General features: G+C 71.0%; 15 protein-coding genes. 4 read left to right on the top strand and 11 right to left on the bottom strand.

Features of this window, described 5'->3' with window-relative positions:
- Positions 1-3: 3 nt before the first annotated feature.
- Positions 4-1,725 (top strand): serine/threonine-protein kinase, encoded by a 1,722-nt coding sequence (locus AC3AGO_RS25400; RefSeq protein WP_487822549.1) that lies wholly within the window; start codon positions 4-6, stop codon positions 1,723-1,725.
- Positions 1,726-1,772: 47 nt separating this feature from the next.
- Here AC3AGO_RS25400 and AC3AGO_RS25395 read toward each other — a convergent pair whose 3' ends face one another.
- Positions 1,773-2,345, bottom strand: a complete 573-nt coding sequence (locus AC3AGO_RS25395) for a dienelactone hydrolase family protein (protein ID WP_487822548.1) — start codon at positions 2,343-2,345, stop codon at positions 1,773-1,775.
- Positions 2,346-2,538: 193 nt separating this feature from the next.
- Between AC3AGO_RS25395 and AC3AGO_RS25390 the strand changes: the two genes are divergently transcribed.
- Positions 2,539-3,606 carry a mechanosensitive ion channel family protein gene (locus AC3AGO_RS25390; RefSeq protein WP_487822547.1) on the top strand — a complete coding sequence of 356 codons (1,068 nt, stop codon included), beginning with the start codon at positions 2,539-2,541 and terminating at the stop codon, positions 3,604-3,606.
- Between the two features lie 102 nt (positions 3,607-3,708).
- Here the strand turns inward: AC3AGO_RS25390 and AC3AGO_RS25385 are convergent, their stop codons facing one another.
- Positions 3,709-5,313, bottom strand: coding sequence for a Na+/H+ antiporter (locus tag AC3AGO_RS25385; protein WP_487822546.1), 1,605 nt, complete (start codon positions 5,311-5,313; stop codon positions 3,709-3,711).
- Positions 5,314-5,315: 2 nt separating this feature from the next.
- Positions 5,316-6,257 carry an RluA family pseudouridine synthase gene (locus AC3AGO_RS25380; protein WP_487822545.1) on the bottom strand — a complete coding sequence of 314 codons (942 nt, stop codon included), beginning with the start codon at positions 6,255-6,257 and terminating at the stop codon, positions 5,316-5,318.
- Positions 6,258-6,358: 101 nt separating this feature from the next.
- Between AC3AGO_RS25380 and AC3AGO_RS25375 the strand changes: the two genes are divergently transcribed.
- Entirely contained in the window at positions 6,359-7,615 is a 1,257-nt protein-coding gene (locus AC3AGO_RS25375) for a metallopeptidase domain-containing protein (protein WP_487822544.1), read from the top strand.
- Between the two features lie 27 nt (positions 7,616-7,642).
- On the opposite strand, the gene lspA is transcribed toward AC3AGO_RS25375, so the two are convergent.
- Complete coding sequence (lspA, locus tag AC3AGO_RS25370) at positions 7,643-8,227, bottom strand: signal peptidase II (protein ID WP_487822543.1); 585 nt, start codon at positions 8,225-8,227, stop codon at positions 7,643-7,645.
- 32 nt (positions 8,228-8,259) lie between these two features.
- On the bottom strand, positions 8,260-9,162 hold the full coding sequence (locus AC3AGO_RS25365; RefSeq protein WP_487822542.1) for a TraR/DksA family transcriptional regulator: 903 nt from the start codon (positions 9,160-9,162) through the stop codon (positions 8,260-8,262).
- A 463-nt stretch (positions 9,163-9,625) separates the two neighbouring features.
- On the opposite strand from AC3AGO_RS25365, the gene ileS reads away from it, so the two are divergent.
- The gene (gene ileS, locus AC3AGO_RS25360; RefSeq protein ID WP_487822541.1) at positions 9,626-12,757 is read left to right on the top strand and encodes an isoleucine--tRNA ligase; all 3,132 of its coding nucleotides are present in this window, start codon (positions 9,626-9,628) and stop codon (positions 12,755-12,757) included.
- A gap of 229 nt (positions 12,758-12,986) precedes the next feature.
- Here ileS and AC3AGO_RS25355 read toward each other — a convergent pair whose 3' ends face one another.
- The 6 genes from AC3AGO_RS25355 to ftsZ form a co-directional block, all read right to left on the bottom strand.
- Positions 12,987-14,321, bottom strand: a complete 1,335-nt coding sequence (locus tag AC3AGO_RS25355; protein ID WP_487822540.1) for a DivIVA domain-containing protein — start codon at positions 14,319-14,321, stop codon at positions 12,987-12,989.
- Between the two features lie 52 nt (positions 14,322-14,373).
- Positions 14,374-14,658, bottom strand: coding sequence for a YggT family protein (locus tag AC3AGO_RS25350; RefSeq protein ID WP_487822539.1), 285 nt, complete (start codon positions 14,656-14,658; stop codon positions 14,374-14,376).
- A 74-nt stretch (positions 14,659-14,732) separates the two neighbouring features.
- Positions 14,733-15,371: a cell division protein SepF gene (locus AC3AGO_RS25345; RefSeq protein ID WP_487822538.1), complete on the bottom strand. Its 639-nt coding sequence runs from the start codon at positions 15,369-15,371 to the stop codon at positions 14,733-14,735.
- A 156-nt stretch (positions 15,372-15,527) separates the two neighbouring features.
- Entirely contained in the window at positions 15,528-16,256 is a 729-nt protein-coding gene (locus AC3AGO_RS25340) for a YggS family pyridoxal phosphate-dependent enzyme (RefSeq protein WP_487822537.1), read from the bottom strand.
- Positions 16,249-16,998 (bottom strand): peptidoglycan editing factor PgeF, encoded by a 750-nt coding sequence (pgeF, locus tag AC3AGO_RS25335; RefSeq protein ID WP_487822536.1) that lies wholly within the window; start codon positions 16,996-16,998, stop codon positions 16,249-16,251. Before pgeF ends, AC3AGO_RS25340 begins: the two co-directional genes overlap by 8 nt.
- The gene (ftsZ, locus tag AC3AGO_RS25330; protein ID WP_487822535.1) at positions 16,995-18,248 is read right to left on the bottom strand and encodes a cell division protein FtsZ; all 1,254 of its coding nucleotides are present in this window, start codon (positions 18,246-18,248) and stop codon (positions 16,995-16,997) included. Before ftsZ ends, pgeF begins: the two co-directional genes overlap by 4 nt.
- Positions 18,249-18,416 lie beyond the last annotated feature (168 nt).

Raw genomic sequence — 18,416 nt, 5'->3', positions numbered from 1 at the left:
CCCATGACAGGGGGAGCGGCGGGCAGGACGGTCGGCGGGCGCTTCGAGCTGCTGGAGCGGCTCGGCAGCGGAGGCATGGGCACCGTGTGGCGGGCGCGCGACACGGCACTGCACCGCGAGGTCGCGCTGAAGGAAGTACGGCCCGCCGACCGGTCGTTGGACCCGGAGGGCCCGGAGGGCTCCGAGGCCTCGCGGCTGCTGCGCGAACGCGTGCTGCGCGAGGCCCGGGCCCTGGCCAGGATCAGCCATCCGCACGTCGTCACCATCCACCACATCGTCGACCCGCCGCCCGGCGAGAGCCCGTACCCGTGGCTCGTGATGGAACTGCTGCCCGGCGAGACGCTCCAGGACCTGCTGGACAGCGGTCCGCTCACCCCGCGCGAGACCGCCCGGCTGGGCCGCGAGGTGCTGGCGGCGCTGCGCACGGTGCACGCGGCGGGCGTACGGCACCGCGACATCAAACCGGCCAACGTGCTGCTGCGCGCGGACCGTTCGGCCGTCCTCACCGACTTCGGCATCGCCGCGCTGCAGGGCTCGGCCACCCTGACGGCGACCGGGGACTTCCTGGGCTCCCCCGAGTACATCGCGCCCGAACGCATCCGCGGCACCGACGACGATCCGGCGGGCGACCTGTGGTCGCTGGGCATGCTGCTGTACGTCTGCGTGGAGGGCCACAGCCCACTGCGCCGCGCCAACAACCTGGCGACGCTGGCCGCCGTCCTGGACGAGCCGCTGCCCCCGCCGGTACGCGGCGGCCCCCTCACTCCCGTACTGCAAGCGCTTCTGGTCCGGGACCCGGCGGCGCGCCCCGGCGCGGACGAGCTGGACCGCATGCTGGCGGAGGCCGAGCGGGACGAGGCGCCGACGGCCACGGCGTACGCGCCGCCGCAGCCTCCGCACCCGCCGACACAGCCCGCGACGTACGCCGAGGTGCCGCCCGGCACCGTGCCACCCGGTGCTGTGCCATCCGGTGCTGTGCCATCCGGTGCTGTGCCTTCCGGTGAGAGCGGCACAGCGCCCACGGGTGCGACCATGCCCGCGGTACGGCGCGGCGGCCGCGCGCGGTGGGCGCTGGCCGGCGTGGCGACGGTCGTGGCGGCGGCCCTGCTGGCGGGCGGCGGCTATCTGTTCGCCCAGCAGCAGGACGGAACGGAGCGCGTACGGGACGACGCGCGGGCCCCGAGCGAGGAGTCGCACCGGCAGCATCCCGGGAACGCCCGCGACCCCGGTGCGGCGGTCCCGTCGGCCACGGCGTCCGAGGCCGCACCGTCCCCCGGGACCGCGACAACGCCGCCGCCGAAGGCCTCCGCCTCGAAGGCGACGAAGGCACCGAAGCTCCCGGGGACGCGGCATCCCGTCGGCTCCTGGGTGGCCCAGCTCGCGTCCGTACCGAAGACGCAGGGCGTCGCGGCGCGCACCCGCCAGCAGGCGGCGCTGAAGGATGTCGGCGCGACGGTGCGCTATGTGGACAGCGACAAGTTCGCGTCGCTGCGGCCGGGTTACTGGATGTTCTACGCGGCCGGGCCCGCCGACGCCGCGCGCGCCCCGGACGAGAGCGCGTTCCCGAACGGCCGGGCCGCCGTCTCGTGGTGCCGGGGCGCGGATCTGGACACGTCAGGCAAGTGCGTCGGCCGGTACCTCAGCCGCAGCGCGGCCGACCGTCCGTACATCTGCGGCCCGGCGAAGAACGGCGGAGTCACAGGGCGCTGCACCCGTACTGCCTGACGGTCTCCAGGCTGCGGCTGCCCGTCACAGCGTCTCCAGACTGCCTGTCAGAGCGTCTCCAAGAAGGCCAGCGCCGTGTGCCAGGCCTGCTCCGCCGCCTCCGCGTCGTAGTCGTCGAGCCCGTCGTCCGTGAACAGGTGCCCCGCGCCCGCGTAGCGGTAGACCTCCACGTCCGCGCCGGCCCTGCGCATCTGCAGGTACCAGGTGTTCAGCCAGTCGTGCGACTCGAAGGGGTCGGGCTCCGCGACGTGCAGCTGGACCGGAAGGTCGTCGACCGCGGCGTCGTCGGCGATGTCGGACGTGCCGTGCATGAGCAGCAGTCCGCGCGCCTTGCTGTCGGCCAGCGCGAGGTTCTGCGCGACGGAGCCGCCCAGCGAGAAACCGGCGTACACGAGCCCCTGGTCGGACAGCGGGCCGGTGGCGGTGACGGCGCGCATCAGCAGCTCGTCCCGGCCGATCTCGTCCTTGAGGGCGACACCTTCCTCGGGTGTACGCGCCGTGCGACCGTTGAACAGGTCGGGCGTGTGCACCTCGTGTCCCGCCGCACGCAGCCGCTCGGCCGCCTGGTGCACGGCGGGGCGTTGCCCGTACATCGAGTGGAACAGCACGACGGTGGCCAAGGTGTCACTTCCCTCACAGATGAAACCCGCTCGTCCGGCTTGGAGAGCGGTCGACTCCATGCTGCCAGGTACCGTCGGGAGAGCTGTTCACCCCCGCGGGGCCGGGTCCGCTCCTCTCCGGTCCGCCCCGGCCCCTCAGCCACCCGTCCCGCTGCCCCTCCGACCCGATTGATCCCCCGAGGAGTCATCCGTCATGGAAGACGTGCTGCGTCCGGTCATCGTGTTCGCCGGCGCGATAGTGCTGGCGTACGTCATCGGCCTCGCCGTCGACCGCATCCTCCAGCGGATAGACGCGCGCCACCCCGAGACGCCCCTGTGGGGGCTGCTGCGGCGCTGCAAGGTGCCGCTGCAGGGTGTGCTGTTCGTCGCCCTCCTCGACGGCTTCTTCGAGTCCACCCATCTCGTCCGGGAGAACCGCGCGTCCGTCGAACTGTGGCTGCGGATCATACTGATCTGCGCCACGGCGTGGCTGATTCTGCGCGTGCTCGCCGCCACCGTGGAGGCGGTCACCACCCGCTACACGGGCAGCGCCCACGATCCGGCGCGGGCCCGCCGGGTGAAGACCCAACTGACCCTGATCCAGCGGCTGGTGACGGCCGTCGTCGCGGTGATCGCCTCGGCCTCGGTGCTGATGCAGTTCCCCGGCATGGAGACGATCGGCACGTCGATGCTGGCCTCCGCCGGTGTCCTCGGCATCGTCGCCGGTGTGGCCGCCCAGTCCACTCTCGGCAACCTCTTCGCCGGACTGTCGATCGCGTTCGGCGACATGGTGCGGATCGGGGACGAGGTCGTCGTCGACGGCGAGATGGGCACGGTCGACGAGATCACCGTCTCCTACCTCGTGGTGCGCACCTGGGACGAGCGCCGGGTCACCATGCCGGTCTCGTACTTCACCAGCAAGCCCTTCGAGAACTGGTCGCGCGGCGGCCCGCAGATGACGGGCACGGTCTTCCTGCAGCTCGACCACTCGGCGCCGGTGACGGACATCCGCAACAAGACCGAGGAGCTCGTCCGCGCGCACGACTGCTGGGACGGCCGCAGCTGGAGCCTGGTGGTGACGGACACGACGCCGTCCACCGTCGAACTGCGCGCCGCGATGACCGCGCGCACGTCGGACGACCTGTGGGACCTGCGCTGCGACGTACGCGAGCAGCTGCTCGGCTGGCTGCAGGAGAAGCACCCGTACGCGCTGCCGGGCATCCGCATCCTGTCGCCGGAGGGCGGCGACGGCGACCCCGGCGGCGTCGCCAAGTCCCTCTGAGGAAGCCCCTTCCCGGGCCGGCCGCAAGCGCCGCATGACGAGCGCCCCGTGACCGTCGGAGCACGACGGTCACGGGGCGCTCGTACGCGCGCGGGGCGCGGCTCAGCTGCCGCGGAAGCCGGCGAGGTCCAGCTGGTGCAGTACGCGGTCGCAGACCTCCGGGTCGGCGCCCGGCTCGCTGCGGGCCGCCAGCACCTCATGCCGTGCCGCGGACAGCATCTCGCCGTTCAGCCGGTGCACCTTCCGTATCCGGGTGACCCGCTTGGTGTGCGCCTCGCGCCGTTCCTCGTCCACGATGTCCGGGGAGATCCGCGCGCCCATGTCCCAGGCCCGCCGGCTCAGCGACTCGTACACCTCGTCGGGCAGGTCCTCGACCTCGCCGATCTCCTTCAGCCGCCGCTTCGCCGCCTTCGCGCAGCGCATCGCCAGCTGCTTCTCCGCCTCCCGCTCCGAGGCGCTGTCGGCCCGTACGCGCAGCCGCTTCACCAGCCACGGCAGGGTCAGGCCCTGGAAGACGAGGGTGGCCAGCACCACCGCGAAGGCGATGAACAGGATGGCCGTCCGTTCGGGGAACGGGCCGCCGCCCGCCGACTCGTCGAGCGTGAGCGGTACGGCGAGGGCCAGCGCGACCGAGGCCACGCCGCGCATTCCGGACCACCAGACGACCACCGTCTCCCGCCAGTTGACGGGGATGTCCTCGTCGAGGTCCTTGTGCCGGTGCAGCCGCTTCGCCAGCCAGGCCGCGGGCAGCAGCCACAGCAGCCGTACGACCACGACCACGCCGACCACCGCGAGCGCCGCGGGCAGCAGGTCGTCCCAGCGTCCCTGCATGGCCTTGAGCACCACGTGCAGCTCCAGGCCGATCAGCCCGAAGGCGATGCCGGTGACGAGGGTGTCGACCACCGCCCAGAAGGTGTGCCCGGCGAGCCGCCCCTGCACGTCGTCCGCGTCCACCGCGCGGCCCGAGGACAGATAGAGCGCGGTGACCAGAACGGCCAGCACTCCGGAACCGAGCAGCTCTTCGGCCAGTACGTAGGAGGCGAACGGCACCAGCAGCGACAGACCGGTCTGCAGTGTGGCGTCACCGAGATAGGCGGTCAGCTTGTTGGCCAGCCAGCCCAGCGCCAGCCCGACCAGGACGGCGACGACCGCCGAGAGCACCAGCTCTCCGGCGGCGCCCGCCCAGGTGAAGCTGCCGGTGACGGCCGCGGCGATGGCCACGTGGTACAGCGTGATCGCGGTGACGTCGTTGAAGAGCCCCTCGCCCTCCAGGATCGACACCAGCCGGCGCGGCAGCCCGAGCTTGCCCGCGACGGTGGTCGCGGCGACCGGGTCGGGCGGCGCCACCAGCGCGCCCAGCGCGACGGCCCCGGCGATGCCGAGGCCCGGCACGAGCGCGTTGGCGACGGCGGCGACCACGCCCGTGGTCACGAAGACCAGGGCCACCGCCAGCAGGAAGATGGGTCTCTTGTTGGCCGCGAACTGCCGCCAGGAGGTGCGCTGCACGGTCGCGTACAGCAGCGGCGGCAGCACCAGCGGCAGGATGAACTCCGGCGGCACGGACACGTTCGGCACCGAGGGGATCAGTGCGAGCGCGCCGCCGCAGAGCGTCATCAGCACCGGCGGTGGCAGACCGATCCGCTCACCGAGCGGAACCATGACGAGAGAAGCCAGCAGAAGCGCGAAGAGCAGTGCGAGCTGATCCACGCTCAGGAACTCTCGTCGCGCACGATGTCCAGCGCACCCTGCAGATCGTCCGGATAGCCGCTCTCGTACTCGACCCAGCGCCCGTCGGAGGGGTGCTCGAAGCCGAGCCGTACGGCGTGCAGCCACTGCCGTTCCAGCCGCAGCCGCTTGGCGAGCGTCGGGTCGGCGCCGTACGTCGGGTCACCCACGCAGGGGTGCCGGTGTGCCGCCATGTGCACCCGGATCTGGTGGGTACGGCCCGTCTCCAGCTTGATGTCCAGCAGGCTGGCCCGGCGGAACGCCTCGATCAGGTCGTAGTGCGTGACGGACGGCTTGCCCTCGGCGGTGACCGCCCACTTGTAGTCGTGCTGCGGGTGCCGGCCGATGGGTGCGTCGATGGTGCCGCTCAGCGGATCGGGGTGGCCCTGCACCAGCGCGTGGTACCGCTTGTCGACGGTGCGTTCCTTGAACTGCCGCTTCAGCCGCGTGTACGCGCGCTCCGACTTGGCGACCACCATCAGCCCCGACGTGCCGACGTCCAGCCGGTGCACGATGCCCTGCCGCTCGGCCGCGCCGGAGGTGGCGATGGTGTAACCGGCGGCGGCGAGACCGCCGATGACGGTCTGCCCCGTCCAGCCGGGGCTCGGGTGGGCCGCCACCCCGACCGGCTTCACGATGACCACGATGTCGTCGTCATCGTGCACGATCTCCATGCCCTCGACCGGTTCCGCGACGATCTGCACGGGCGCCGGCGGCGGTGGCAGCTCCACCTCGATCCAGGCACCGCCGTGCACCCGGTCCGACTTCATCGCCTCGGCGCCGTCGATCACGACCTTTCCCTCGGAGGCCAGTTCGGCCGCCTTCGTGCGGGAGAAGCCGAACATACGGGCCAGGGCGGCGTCGACGCGCTCGCCCTCCAGGCCGTCCGGTACGGGCAGGGTGCGTGTCTCGGGAAGCGTGCTCACCTGATCGAGTATGCCGGACGCACTGTGCCGCGCCGTCCGCCCCTCACTCGCGCGGACTGTCCGGGAGTGCGACGGTCCGGGCCCGTCGCGACGGTGTGGCCATGTCCCGCCCGACCGCGGCCGCCGACGGCCCTCCGATAGCCGGCGGACGGCGCCGTACCCGCCGCGCCGTCCTGCTCGCCGCGGCCGCCGCTCTCGCGACCAGCTCGCTCGCCGTTCCCCCGCTGGGCGAGGCGACCGGTACGCACATGCGGGGCCCCTGCGCGCTCCCGCCGGGGAGCGGCTTCGACGAGGGGCCGCAGGGCTCCGGGTTCGTCCGCCCGCACGGCACCAGGAAGGCCACCATGGTGATGGCCGACTTCCCCGAGCTGCCCGCCGTCTCCGCGGCCGGCGACCGTGCCCGCTTCTTCGCCGACTACGGCGACGACTACTTCCAGCGCGCCTCGTACGGCCGTTACCAGCTCTCCTTCGAGCCCACCGGCGACTGGGTCCGCATGCCGCGCCCCTGGTCCGCGTACGGCGTGGCCCGCGGCAACCCGAACCGGACGGCACGCGGCTACGTACAGGACGCCGTCGACGCGGCACGCCGGCAGGGCACCGACTTCTCCGGTACGGACCTCGTCCTCGTCGTCGCCGACGCCAACGTGCCGGCCCCGCCCACCGTCTCGCAGGCCAACCTGTTCACCGGTCTGCACGCGGGAGGGCGGAAACTGCCCGCCGCGGCGCTGGTGTTCGGCCGGCAGCAGGACTCGGCGCTCTGGCAGCGCGGCAACTTCGTCCACGAGGCGAACCATCTGTACGGCCTGCCCGACCTCTACAACGTCGCCGGCGGGGCCACCGTCGAGTACGCGGGCGGCTGGGACACGATGAGTATGGCCGGCCTGTCGGACCTGCTGGGCTGGCACAAATGGAAGCTCGGCTGGCTCGGCAGGAACGAGGTCGAGTGCGCGGGAAGCGGGACGAGCACCCACACGCTGCGCCCCGTCGGCTCCCCCGACGGCCCCCGCATCACCGCCGTCCGTACGGGCCCGCACAGCGCGACAGTCGCCGAGGCCCGCACCCGCAAGGGTCTGGACCGGCGGATATGCGGTGAAGGGGTGCTGCTCTACACGGTCGACTCGCGCACGCCCACGGGCCGGGGCCCCGTACGCGTCGTCGACTCCCGGCCGCACAGCGGCGGCGGCCCCGCCTGTGCGGGGCTGGCGCCGGCGGAGCTCGCGGAGCTGGCCGACGCCCCGTTCCGCCCGGGCGGGGCGCACACGTTCGCCGGTGGCACACGGATCGCCGTCACCGGCAGAACCGGTGACGGCGACTACCGGATACGGATCACCAACGGGCAGCGCCCGTACGGAGACTGACGGCCCCTCGGGCGACGCGGTCGGCGCTCAGTCCTTGTGGACCGTGCCGTCCGGGTCGAGACCGCGGAACGACAGCAGCACGATCAGGATGCCGCCGCACACGATCGCCGAGTCCGCCAGATTGAACACCGCGAAGTGCGAGGGGGCGATGAAGTCCACGACCGCGCCGCGGAAGACCCCCGGCGACCGGAAGATCCGGTCGGTGAGATTCCCGAAGGCGCCGCCCAGCAGCAGTCCGAGGGCGATGGCCCAGGGCGCGCTGTGGAGCTTCCGCGCGATCCGCACGATGACGACGATGACCACCACGGCGATCAGGGAGAGCACGATCGTCAGTGCCTCGCCGATGCCGAACGCGGCCCCCTTGTTGCGGATGACGTTCAGCTGGAGCAGGGTGCCGATCACCTCGACCGGCGCCCTGTGCTCCAGCTTGTCCACCACGATCAGCTTGCTGATCAAGTCGAGGACATAGGCGAGCGCGGCCACGGCGACGAGTACGCCGATCCGACGCGGCCCCCGCGGTGCGGGACGCTCACCGGACGCTTCGTCGACTGGCTCGTCCGTCGCCCCGTCCGGAGAGTCCGGAGTACCGATAGCCCGCTCCACCTCTGTCACCTGATGAGGGTACGACACGCCCGTACGGGCACTCAGCGGCGCTCCTGCTTCTGCTTGCACTCGACGCACAGGGTCGCGCTGGGGAACGCCTGCATCCGGGCCTTGCCGATGGGCTTCCCGCAGTGCTCGCAGAGCCCGTACGTGCCGGCGTCCAGCCGTTCCAGGGCGCGCTCGCTCTGGTAGAGCCGCTCGCGGGCGTTGGCGGCGAGCGACATCTCGTGTTCCCGGGTGATGTTCTTGGTGCCGGTGTCGGCGTCGTCGTCGCCCGCACCGTCACCGGAGTCCCGCATGAGCCCGGTCAGCGCCTCCTCGGAGGCGGCGATCTCGTTGCGCAGGCGCTCGATCTCGGCGTGCAGTCCTGTGCGCGCCTCCTCGACCTCCTCCGGGGTCCACGGGTCCTCGCCCGGGCGTACGGCGAGCTCGCCGGGCTGTGCGGGTGCCGATGCGGCTGTCCGTGCGGTCGGTACCTTCTCGACCTGCTCGTCCTTCGCCACCGGAGTCTTCTTCGCGGCCACGGTTTCGGCTCCTGTCGTCTCTGCGGCGTCCTCTGTCCCGGACGCCGCCTTCTTGGCGGGCTCATTCTCCGGCGCGGCCTTCTCGGCCGGTACGGCGGCCTGCTTCTTCGCCGCCGTCTTCTTCGCCGGAGTCCTCTTCTGCTGCGCGGTCTTCGCCGCCGGGGTCTTCTTCGCGGCGCTCTTCTTCTGCGCTGGTCTGTCCGCCGTCTTCGCTTCCGCCTTCTCCGTGGTGCTCTCGGCTGCCGGTTCCGTCTTCCCGGCCGCGGCCTTCCTGGCTGTCGTCTTCTTCGCGGTCGCCTTCTTCGCCGTCGCCTTCTTCGCCGCGGTCTTCCCGGCCGCGCCCTTCGCCGGCGCAGCCTTCTCCGGGGACTGCTGTTCAGCTGCCGTCTCCTCGTCGACAGCAGGCTTTCTCGCCACCATGACCGCGGCCCCTTCACATATTGTGATCTTGCTCGCGAAACGTGACCGGAACGATAAATCGACCGGAAGCTCGCGGCAACGGGGCACGCCGTGCTGCAAGCGTTGTGCCCCGCCCGGCCCCACGAAAACCGCTCCATACCCGCTCGCCGCGCCCCGTACACTGGGTGCGGCGACAAGGTGTTGATGGGGACGAGTAGCGTCCGTACGCAGCCGAGAGCGACCCGGGGACGGTGTGAGCCCGGGGGCGAGCGCGACGTGAAGATCACCCCGGAGCCGCCGGAAGAAAGCCGGGGAGGGAATGTTCCCCCGGGCGAGTAGAACCGGCAGCGCTGCCCCAATGAGGGGGCGGTGGGCACGGCCCGCCGCCAAGGAGGGTGGTACCGCGGGACAACGGCCGGTCCGGCCGCTGATCTCGTCCCTCCGACGGAGACGGAAATGCCATGTCCCGCCGGAGGAAGATCCGATGACGCAGTACCGCCAGGTGCCGGCCCAGGTCGACCTGCCAGCGCTCGAGCACGCCGTGCTCGACTTCTGGCAGCAGAACAAGGTCTTCGCACGCACCCTCGAGCAGTCCGAGGGCCGCCCCGAGTGGGTCTTCTACGAGGGCCCGCCCACCGCCAACGGCATGCCCGGCGCGCACCACATCGAGGCCCGCGTCTTCAAGGACGTCTTCCCCCGCTTCCGCACCATGCGCGGGTACCACGTCGCCCGCAAGGCCGGCTGGGACTGCCACGGCCTGCCCGTCGAGCTCGCCGTCGAGAAGGAGCTCGGCTTCAACGGCAAGCAGGACATCGAGGACTACGGCATCGCCGAGTTCAACGCGCGGTGCCGCGAGTCGGTGACGCGGCACACCGACGCGTTCGCCGAGCTCACGACGCGCATGGGCTACTGGACCGACATGGACGACCCGTACCGGACGATGGATCCGGAGTACATCGAGTCGGTGTGGTGGTCGCTGAAGGAGATCTTCAACAAGGGGCTGCTGAAGCAGGATCACCGGGTCGCGCCCTGGTGCCCGCGCTGCGGCACCGGCCTGTCCGACCACGAACTGGCGCAGGGGTACGAGACGGTCGTCGACCCCTCCGTCTTCGTCCGCTTCCCGTTCACCTCGGGCCCGCTGGCGGGCGAGGCCGCGATGCTCGTGTGGACGACGACCCCGTGGACTCTGGTGTCCAACACGGCCGTTGCCGCGCACCCCGACGTCACGTACGTCGTCGCCACGGACGGGAACGAGAAGCTCGTCGTCGCCGAGCCGCTGGTGGAGAAGGCCCTCGGCGAGGGCTGGGAGCTCACCGGCGAGCGGTTCACCGGCTCGGAGATGGAACGCTGGACGTACCGGCGGCCGTTCGACCTCGTCGACATCCCCGACGCGCACTTCGTCGTCAACGCCGACTACGTGACCACCGAGGACGGCACGGGTCTGGTCCACCAGTCCCCCGCCTTCGGTGAGGACGACATGCGCACCTGCCGTGCGTACGACCTGCCCGTGGTCAATCCGGTCCGCCCCGACGGCACCTTCGAGGAGGAACTCCCGCTGGTCGGCGGCCAGTTCTTCAAGAAGGCCGACGAGGACCTGGTCGCCGACCTGGACGCGCGCGGCGCGCTGTTCCGGCACGTTCCGTACGAGCACAGCTACCCGCACTGCTGGCGCTGCCACACGGCACTGCTCTACTACGCGCAGCCGTCCTGGTACATCCGCACCACGCAGATCAAGGACCAGCTGCTCCGGGAGAACGAGAACACCAACTGGTTCCCCGACTCGGTCAAGCACGGCCGGTACGGCGACTGGCTGGACAACAACATCGACTGGGCGCTCAGCCGGAACCGCTACTGGGGCACACCGCTGCCCATCTGGCGCTGCGCGGAAGACCACTTGACGTGTGTCGGCTCGCTCGCGGAGCTGACCGAGCTGACCGGCACCGACCAGTCCGGGCTCGACCCGCACCGGCCGTACATCGACGCGGTCACCTTCGACTGCCCGGACTGCGGCCAGGAGGCGGTCCGGGTGCCCGAGGTCATCGACGCCTGGTACGACTCCGGTTCGATGCCGTTCGCGCAGTGGGGCTACCCGTACAAGAACAAGGAACTGTTCGACAAGCGGTACCCGGCGCAGTTCATCTCCGAGGCCATCGACCAGACCCGTGGCTGGTTCTACACCCTGATGGCCATCGGCACCCTCGTCTTCGACAAGTCGAGTTACGAGAACGTGGTCTGTCTCGGCCACATCCTCGCCGAGGACGGCCGGAAGATGTCCAAGCACCTGGGCAACATCCTGGAGCCGATCCCGCTCATGGACCAGCACGGCGCGGACGCGGTGCGCTGGTTCATGGCCGCCGGCGGTTCGCCGTGGGCGGCGCGGCGCGTGGGGCACGGCACGATCCAGGAGGTCGTCCGCAAGACCCTGCTGACGTTCTGGAACACCGTCGCCTTCCAGGCGCTGTACGGCCGCACCTCCGAGTGGGCGCCCAGCGAGGCGGACCCGGCGCCCCACGACCGGCCGCTGCTGGACCGCTGGCTGCTGAGCGAACTCCACGCGCTCATCGACCAGGTGACGATCGCGATGGACGGCTACGACACACAGCGCGCGGGCAAGCTGCTCTCGACGTTCGTCGACGACCTGTCCAACTGGTACGTGCGCCGCTCCCGTCGGCGCTTCTGGCAGGGCGACCCGGCGGCGCTGCGTACGCTGCACGACGTCCTGGAGACGGTCACGCGGCTGATGTCCCCGATCGTCCCGTTCATCGCCGAACGGGTCTGGCAGGACCTGGTCGTTCCGGTGACGCCGGGCGTCGCCGACTCCGTGCACCTGGCCTCCTGGCCTGAGGCCGACCTGGGGCGGATCGACCCCGAACTCTCCCAGGACATGCTGCTGGTGCGGCGGCTCGTCGAGCTCGGCCGGGCCACGCGTGCGGAGTCCGGCGTCAAGACGCGGCAGCCGCTGTCGCGGGCGCTGGTCGCGGCCACCGGGTTCGAGACCCTCTCCCCCGACCTGCGCGCGCAGATCACGGAGGAGCTGAACGTGTACGAGCTGGCCTCCCTCTCCGAGGTCGGCGGCTCGCTGGTGGACACCTCGGCCAAGGCCAACTTCCGTGCGCTGGGCCGCCGTTTCGGCAAGGGCACGCAGGCCGTCGCCTCGGCGATCGCCGGGGCGGACGCGGCGGCGCTGTCCCTCGCCCTGCGCGAGGGCAACGCCACGGTGCAGGTCGAGGGCGAGACGGTGGCGCTCTCCCCCGAGGAGGTCATCATCACCGAGACCCCGCGCGAGGGCTGGTCCGTGGCCTCCGACTCGGGCGCCACGGTGGCGCTGGATCTGGAGATCTCGCCGGAGCTGCGGCGCGCGGGCCTCGCCCGGGACGCGATCCGGCTCATCCAGGAAGCGCGCAAGAACTCCGGCCTGGACGTGGCCGACCGGATCGCGCTCCGCTGGACGTCCACGGACGACGAGGTCGGCCAGGCGCTGGCGGACCACGCGGAGTTGATCTCGGAGGAGGTCCTCGCGGCGGACTTCGACCTCGGCGAGGGAGAGGGCGACGGGTACGGGGAGCCGTTCACGGACGAGTCCCTCGCGCTGACGTTCCGCCTCCGCAAGGTGTGACGGCCCGCGGCGCCCGCGCCGCGGACTGACAGGGGCGGCCCCCTCGTGAGGGGGCCGCCCCTTTCGCGTGCCCCGGACGTACACCCGGGGCGTACGCACGATCACCTTGCGCGCACAGCGCCGTTCAAGTGCTGCGCACACACGGCGCCGTTCATGTGCTGCGCACAAGGGCCGGGCCCGGAAGCTTTCGCTTCCGGGCCCGGCCCTTCGGACTGGCGTGACCTTCAGGTCAGTTGTCGTCCTCGTCGATGAGGAAGCCCCGCATCGGGGACGGCGCCTGCTGGGTCTGCTGCGGGCCGCCCTGGGGACGGACCGGAGCCATCGGCTGCGTCATCGCCGGGGACATCTGCTGCTGCCCGTTCCCGTACGACTGGCCACCGCCCTGCGTGTGCTGCTGTCCGCCGTTGCCGGACGGAGCACCGCTCGGGGCGCCCATGGAGGGGCTGCTGCCGCCCATGGTCTGGTGGCTGCCGGTGGCACCCGCGCTCGCGCCGGCACCGGTGGACGCACCCGCCGAAGCCATCGACGGGGACGGCGGCAGCGACGCGGTCGCCGGGGTCCGCGGCGGAGCGAGCGAGTCGTCGGCCTGGTTCTCCAGCTGGCGCAGCTGGCTCTCCAGGTACGACTTCAGACGCGTGCGGTACTCGCGCTCGAAGCCCCGCAGATCCTCGACCTTGCGCTCGAGGGTCGCCCGCGCGGACTCCAGGGAGCCCATCGCGACGCGGTGCTTCTCCTGCGCGTCCCGCTCCAGCGCGTCGGCCTTGGCGCGGGCGTCCCGCTCCAGACCCTCGGCGCGGCTGCGCGCCTCACCGACGATCTTGTTGGCCTCGGAACGGGCCTCCGCGATCGCCTGGTCGGCGGTCTGCTGGGCAAGCGACAGAACGCGCGCGGCGCTCTGGTCGTTCTGCCCGCCACCGCCGGCCTGCTGCATCTGCTGCTGCATCGCGGCCTGCTGCTGCAGGGCACCGCCCTGCTGCTGAAGACCGCCGCCCTGCTGCGGACCGCCCATCGGACCGCCCTGCTGCTGCGGACCGCCGGGACCGCCCTGCGGGCCGTGGCCCATCGGGCCGCCCTGCGGACCACCGGGGCCGCCGGGACCGGAAGGCAACTGCGGCTGGCCGCCGGGAAGCTGCGGAGGACCGCCCATCCCGCCCTGCTGCTGGCCCTGGCCGGGCTGACCCGGCTGGCCGCCGTGCTGGCCGGGCTGACCCGGCTGGCCGCCGTGCTGGCCGGGCTGACCAGGCTGGCCGTGCTGCCCGGGCGGCACCGGCTGCGGACCGGATATGGCGGCAGGAACAGGGGCTCCGCCCTGCTGCTGCTGTTGCTGTTGCTGCCGGTCCTGGGGCTCCGGCTTACGCATTCCGCCGCCCTGCTGCTGGTTCTGCGCGGCGGCACGGGTAGCTGCGGCGAGTTTGGCGCGCAGATCCTCGTTCTCGCGCAGCAGGCGCGTCAGTTCGGCTTCGACCTCATCGAGGAAGGCATCGACCTCGTCCTCGTCATAGCCTTCTCGGAGGCGGACGGTCGTGAACTGCTTGTTCCGCACGTCCTCGGGGGTCAGTGGCATCTCTTCACCTCAACGTAAGTCGTCGGCATACCGGCAAGACCATTTATTTCGTTCACAGCCTGGCCACGACGCTGATCAGGATGTAGACGATGATCATGAGCACGAAGAAGGACAGGTCGAGCGCCACGCCCCCGAAGCGCAGTGGCGGCAGAAACCGCCGCAGCAGCTTGAGTGGCGGATCAGTGACAGTGTAGGTGGCCTCAAGAACGACCACCATCGCCTTGCCGGGTTGCCATGAGCGGGCGAACTGGAAGACGTAGTCCATCACGAGCCGGAAGATGAGCACGAGCAGGAAGCAGTACAGCGCGATTTGGACCACGTCGAGTGCGGTTCTCATCTGCGCTTCCCTCTCCCCTTGCCTTCTCTTGGCTCTCTCGTGCGGCCTCGCGGCCCGTTGCCTGGTCCTGCGTCTCAGCTCTGGTTGAAGAACCCGCCCTCTGCGATGCGGGCCTTGTCCTCCGCCGTGACATCGACGTTAGCAGGAGACAGCAGGAACACCTTCTGTGTCACGCGCTCGATGCTTCCGTGCAAACCGAAGACTAGACCGGCCGCGAAGTCGACAAGTCGCTTCGCGTCTGTGTCATCCATCTCGGTCAAATTCATGATCACCGGAGTGCCCTCACGGAAGTGTTCCCCGATGGTACGGGCCTCGTTGTAGGTCCGTGGGTGAAGTGTGGTGATCCGGTACGGCTCCCGCTCGGACACGACCTTGGGCATGATCACCGGCGCGCTCTTCTCCTGGTTCTGGCGTTCAGGTGTGATTGATGACACGGGAGCAATTCGCCCCGCTCGTCCGCTTTCTGACGATGCGGGCGGAACTGTGGGCTGTTCCGGCTCCCGCTGGGCGGGCGGATGCATGACCCGCACCGGCTCCTCGGGCTCGGCCTTCTGCAGGGAGTGATGGGGCTCGTGGTGTTCGTGCCGACGCCGGTCCCTTTCGGGTTCCGGCTCGGGCTCGAAGTCGTCGTCGGGGTCGTACCCCGGGCCGTCGTACCCATCGTCCTCCACGAGGCCGAGGTAGACCGCCATCTTGCGCATAGCGCCGGCCATTCTCTGCGTCCTCCGCTCTGTGGTGGATCCCCTGTCCTGCGACGGGGAGGCACCGGGTCCGTCACCGGGCGCCAAGGATCCACGAGGCCTCTCCGCCCGCCCTCCTGCTGCGGAAATGACCATATTTTCGGCTGTGGTCCGACTTGCTTGGCGACGTTACCCGAGCCGGGGTCGGTCTCCGAGGACCGCGCTGCCGACGCGTACATGTGTCGCACCCGCCGCCACCGCTTCCTCCACGTCCGAGCTCATCCCTGCTGACACCATGTTCGCAGCAGGATGCGCCGCTCGCAGGCCGGTTGAGATTTCCATGAGGCGCTCGAACGCCGCGCCGGGCCGTCCCTCGTACGTGCCCGACAGCGGAGCCACCGTCATCAGCCCGGCCAGGCGCAGTCCTTGGGCGGCGGCCAGCTCGTCGGCCAGCGCCGGTACGTCCTCGGGGGCCGCACCGCCTCTGCTGCCGAGGGCTCCTGACCGGGCGTCAAGTGCCACCTGGATCAGGCAGCCCAGCTCGCGCCCGGCCCGCTCCGCCGCACCGGACAGTGCGCGGGCCAGCTTGGGCCGGTCGACCGCGTGCACGAAATCGGCATAACCTGCCACGGAACGTGTCTTGTTGGTCTGCAACTGACCGACGAAGTGCCAGGTCAGGCCCAGTCCGGAACATTCGGCCGCCTTGGGTGCCGCTTCCTGGTCGCGGTTCTCCGCGACGTGCCGGACCCCGAGCTCGGCCAACAGCCGTACGTCGGAGGCCGGGTAGGTCTTGGTGACCACGATGAGCGTGACGTCCTCGCGCTCCCGGCCCGCCGCGGAACAGGCGGTGCCGATGCGCTCCTCGACCCGGGCGAGGTTCTCCGCGAGTTCGGACTTGCGCGCTGTGAGATCAATCATGACGACCTGCCTCCAGCCAGACATAACTGGCAAGCCGCCCGGTTGTCGCGTCCCGCCGGTACGAGTAGTGGTCCCCGGACTCGAGCGTGCAGATCCCGGACTGTTCCAGGGTTGTGACACCGAGAGCGGCGAGCTGGGCCCGTACGCCTGCCGGGGTGTCGACCGCGGGCGTGCCCCAACTCGTGGTGGCGTACGCCTCCGGCACCGCGGCGGCGACCTCGTCCCGCATCCGCTCCGGCACTTCGTAGCAGCGTCCGCACACGGCGGGGCCGGTCCGCGCGACCATCCGTGCCGGTTCCGCGCCGAGTTCGGCCATCGCGCGCACCGTCGCCGGCACCACGCCGGCCACCAGACCGGGCCGGCCCGCGTGCGCGGCGCCGGCGATCCCGGCGACGGGGTCGGCCAGCAGAACGGGGGTGCAGTCGGCGGTGAGCACGGCGAGGGCGAGCCCCGCGCGGGTGGTCACCACGCCGTCCACGGCGGGGACTTCGGCGGCCTCGCCCTCGAAGGGGGCGTCCACCACGGCCACATCGCGGCCGTGCACCTGGTGCATCCAGACCACCAGGGCCGGGTCCAGACCGAGGGCCTTGGCGGCCAGTTCACGGTTGGTCCGTACGGCGGCGGGGTCGTCGCCGACCGCTCCGCCCAGATTCAGCTGCTCATACGGAACGGCGCTCACCCCGCCCCACCTGTCGGTGAAGGCGAAGTGCGCGCCGCCCGCGGAGTCGTGGTGCCCTATCACTTCAAGAAGTCCGGCACATCCAGTTCTTCGGCCTGGCTGTCCTGGTACGGGCGGGCCGGCGGAACCTGCGGCGAGTTGGCCGGAGGCGGCGGAACCTCGCCGACCGGGGCCGGCTCGGCCGGGGCCGCGGGCGCCGGGGCGGGCTCGTCCTCGCGCGGGGTCACGGTGCCCAGGCCGCCGAAGGCGGGGCGCTCGGGACGCTCGGGCTCCGGCTCGGCGGGCGCCGGCGCCGCGGCCTGCTCCTCCCTGCCGCCGCTCTGCGAGCCGAGTGCCTTCTCCCTGCCCTGCTGCTTGGCCGGCGGCTGGCCGCCGTCGAAGCCCGCGGCGATGACGGTGACCCGCACCTCGTCGCCGAGCGCGTCGTCGATGACGGCGCCGAAGATGATGTTCGCCTCGGGGTGTGCCGCCTCGCTCACCAGCTGGGCGGCCTCGTTGATCTCGAACAGGCCGAGGTCCGAGCCGCCCGAGATGGACAGCAGGACGCCCCGGGCGCCGTCGATGGACGCCTCCAGCAGTGGCGAGGAGATCGCCATCTCCGCCGCGGCGACCGCACGGTCGTCACCCCGTGCGGAGCCGATGCCCATGAGGGCCGAACCGGCTTCCGACATCACGGACTTGACGTCGGCGAAGTCGAGGTTGATCAGACCGGGGGTGGTGATCAGGTCGGTGATGCCCTGCACGCCGGACAGCAGCACCTGGTCCGCCGACTTGAACGCGTCGAGCACGCTCACCTGGCGGTCCGAGATGGACAGCAGCCGGTCGTTGGGGATCACGATGAGGGTGTCGACCTCGTCGCGCAGACCCGCGATGCCGTCCTCGGCCTGGTTGGCACGGCGCCGGCCCTCGAAGGTGAAGGGACGGGTGACGACTCCGATCGTCAGCGCGCCGAGCGAGCGGGCGATGTTCGCGACGACCGGGGCACCGCCGGTGCCGGTGCCGCCGCCCTCGCCCGCGGTCACGAAGACCATGTCGGCGCCCTTGAGTACTTCTTCGATCTCTTCGCGGTGATCCTCGGCGGCCTTGCGGCCGACGTCCGGGTTCGCACCCGCGCCGAGACCGCGCGTCAGTTCGCGGCCCACGTCGAGCTTGACATCGGCGTCGCTCATCAACAGGGCCTGCGCATCGGTGTTGATCGCGATGAACTCGACGCCCTTGAGACCGACCTCGATCATCCGATTGATGGCGTTCACGCCACCGCCGCCAATACCGACGACCTTGATGACTGCGAGGTAGTTCTGCGGTGCTGCCACGTCGAAGGCCTCTCGCCTCGAGTTACGTATCCCTGTGGGACGGTCCGAACGCCGACCCGACCCTAAGCGTGAAGTTTAGGGTTACCAGTGCCCGTCTTCCTTGGACTCTCCGGAACGGACACTAAGTCGACAAGTGCTGGGTGTTCAACGAACACGCCGAACCTCCCG

It is taken from the genome of Streptomyces sp. BL1 (genome assembly GCF_057628045.1).
Note: the sequence above shows the minus strand (reverse complement) of the source record. Positions and strands in the feature narration are given on the sequence as shown.

What these genes read in the sequence shown, in the direction of transcription:
- AC3AGO_RS25340 (WP_487822537.1), bottom strand. Translation starts at nt 16,256, where the DNA reads ATGATTGATCTCACAGCGCGCAAGTCCGAACTCGCGGAGAACCTCGCC.
- AC3AGO_RS25345 (WP_487822538.1), bottom strand. Translation starts at nt 15,371, where the DNA reads ATGGCCGGCGCTATGCGCAAGATGGCGGTCTACCTCGGCCTCGTGGAG.
- AC3AGO_RS25350 (WP_487822539.1), bottom strand. Translation starts at nt 14,658, where the DNA reads ATGAGAACCGCACTCGACGTGGTCCAAATCGCGCTGTACTGCTTCCTG.
- ileS (WP_487822541.1), top strand. Translation starts at nt 9,626, where the DNA reads ATGACGCAGTACCGCCAGGTGCCGGCCCAGGTCGACCTGCCAGCGCTC.
- AC3AGO_RS25390 (WP_487822547.1), top strand. Translation starts at nt 2,539, where the DNA reads ATGGAAGACGTGCTGCGTCCGGTCATCGTGTTCGCCGGCGCGATAGTG.
- AC3AGO_RS25365 (WP_487822542.1), bottom strand. Translation starts at nt 9,162, where the DNA reads ATGGTGGCGAGAAAGCCTGCTGTCGACGAGGAGACGGCAGCTGAACAG.
- AC3AGO_RS25375 (WP_487822544.1), top strand. Translation starts at nt 6,359, where the DNA reads ATGTCCCGCCCGACCGCGGCCGCCGACGGCCCTCCGATAGCCGGCGGA.
- AC3AGO_RS25355 (WP_487822540.1), bottom strand. Translation starts at nt 14,321, where the DNA reads ATGCCACTGACCCCCGAGGACGTGCGGAACAAGCAGTTCACGACCGTC.
- AC3AGO_RS25400 (WP_487822549.1), top strand. Translation starts at nt 4, where the DNA reads ATGACAGGGGGAGCGGCGGGCAGGACGGTCGGCGGGCGCTTCGAGCTG.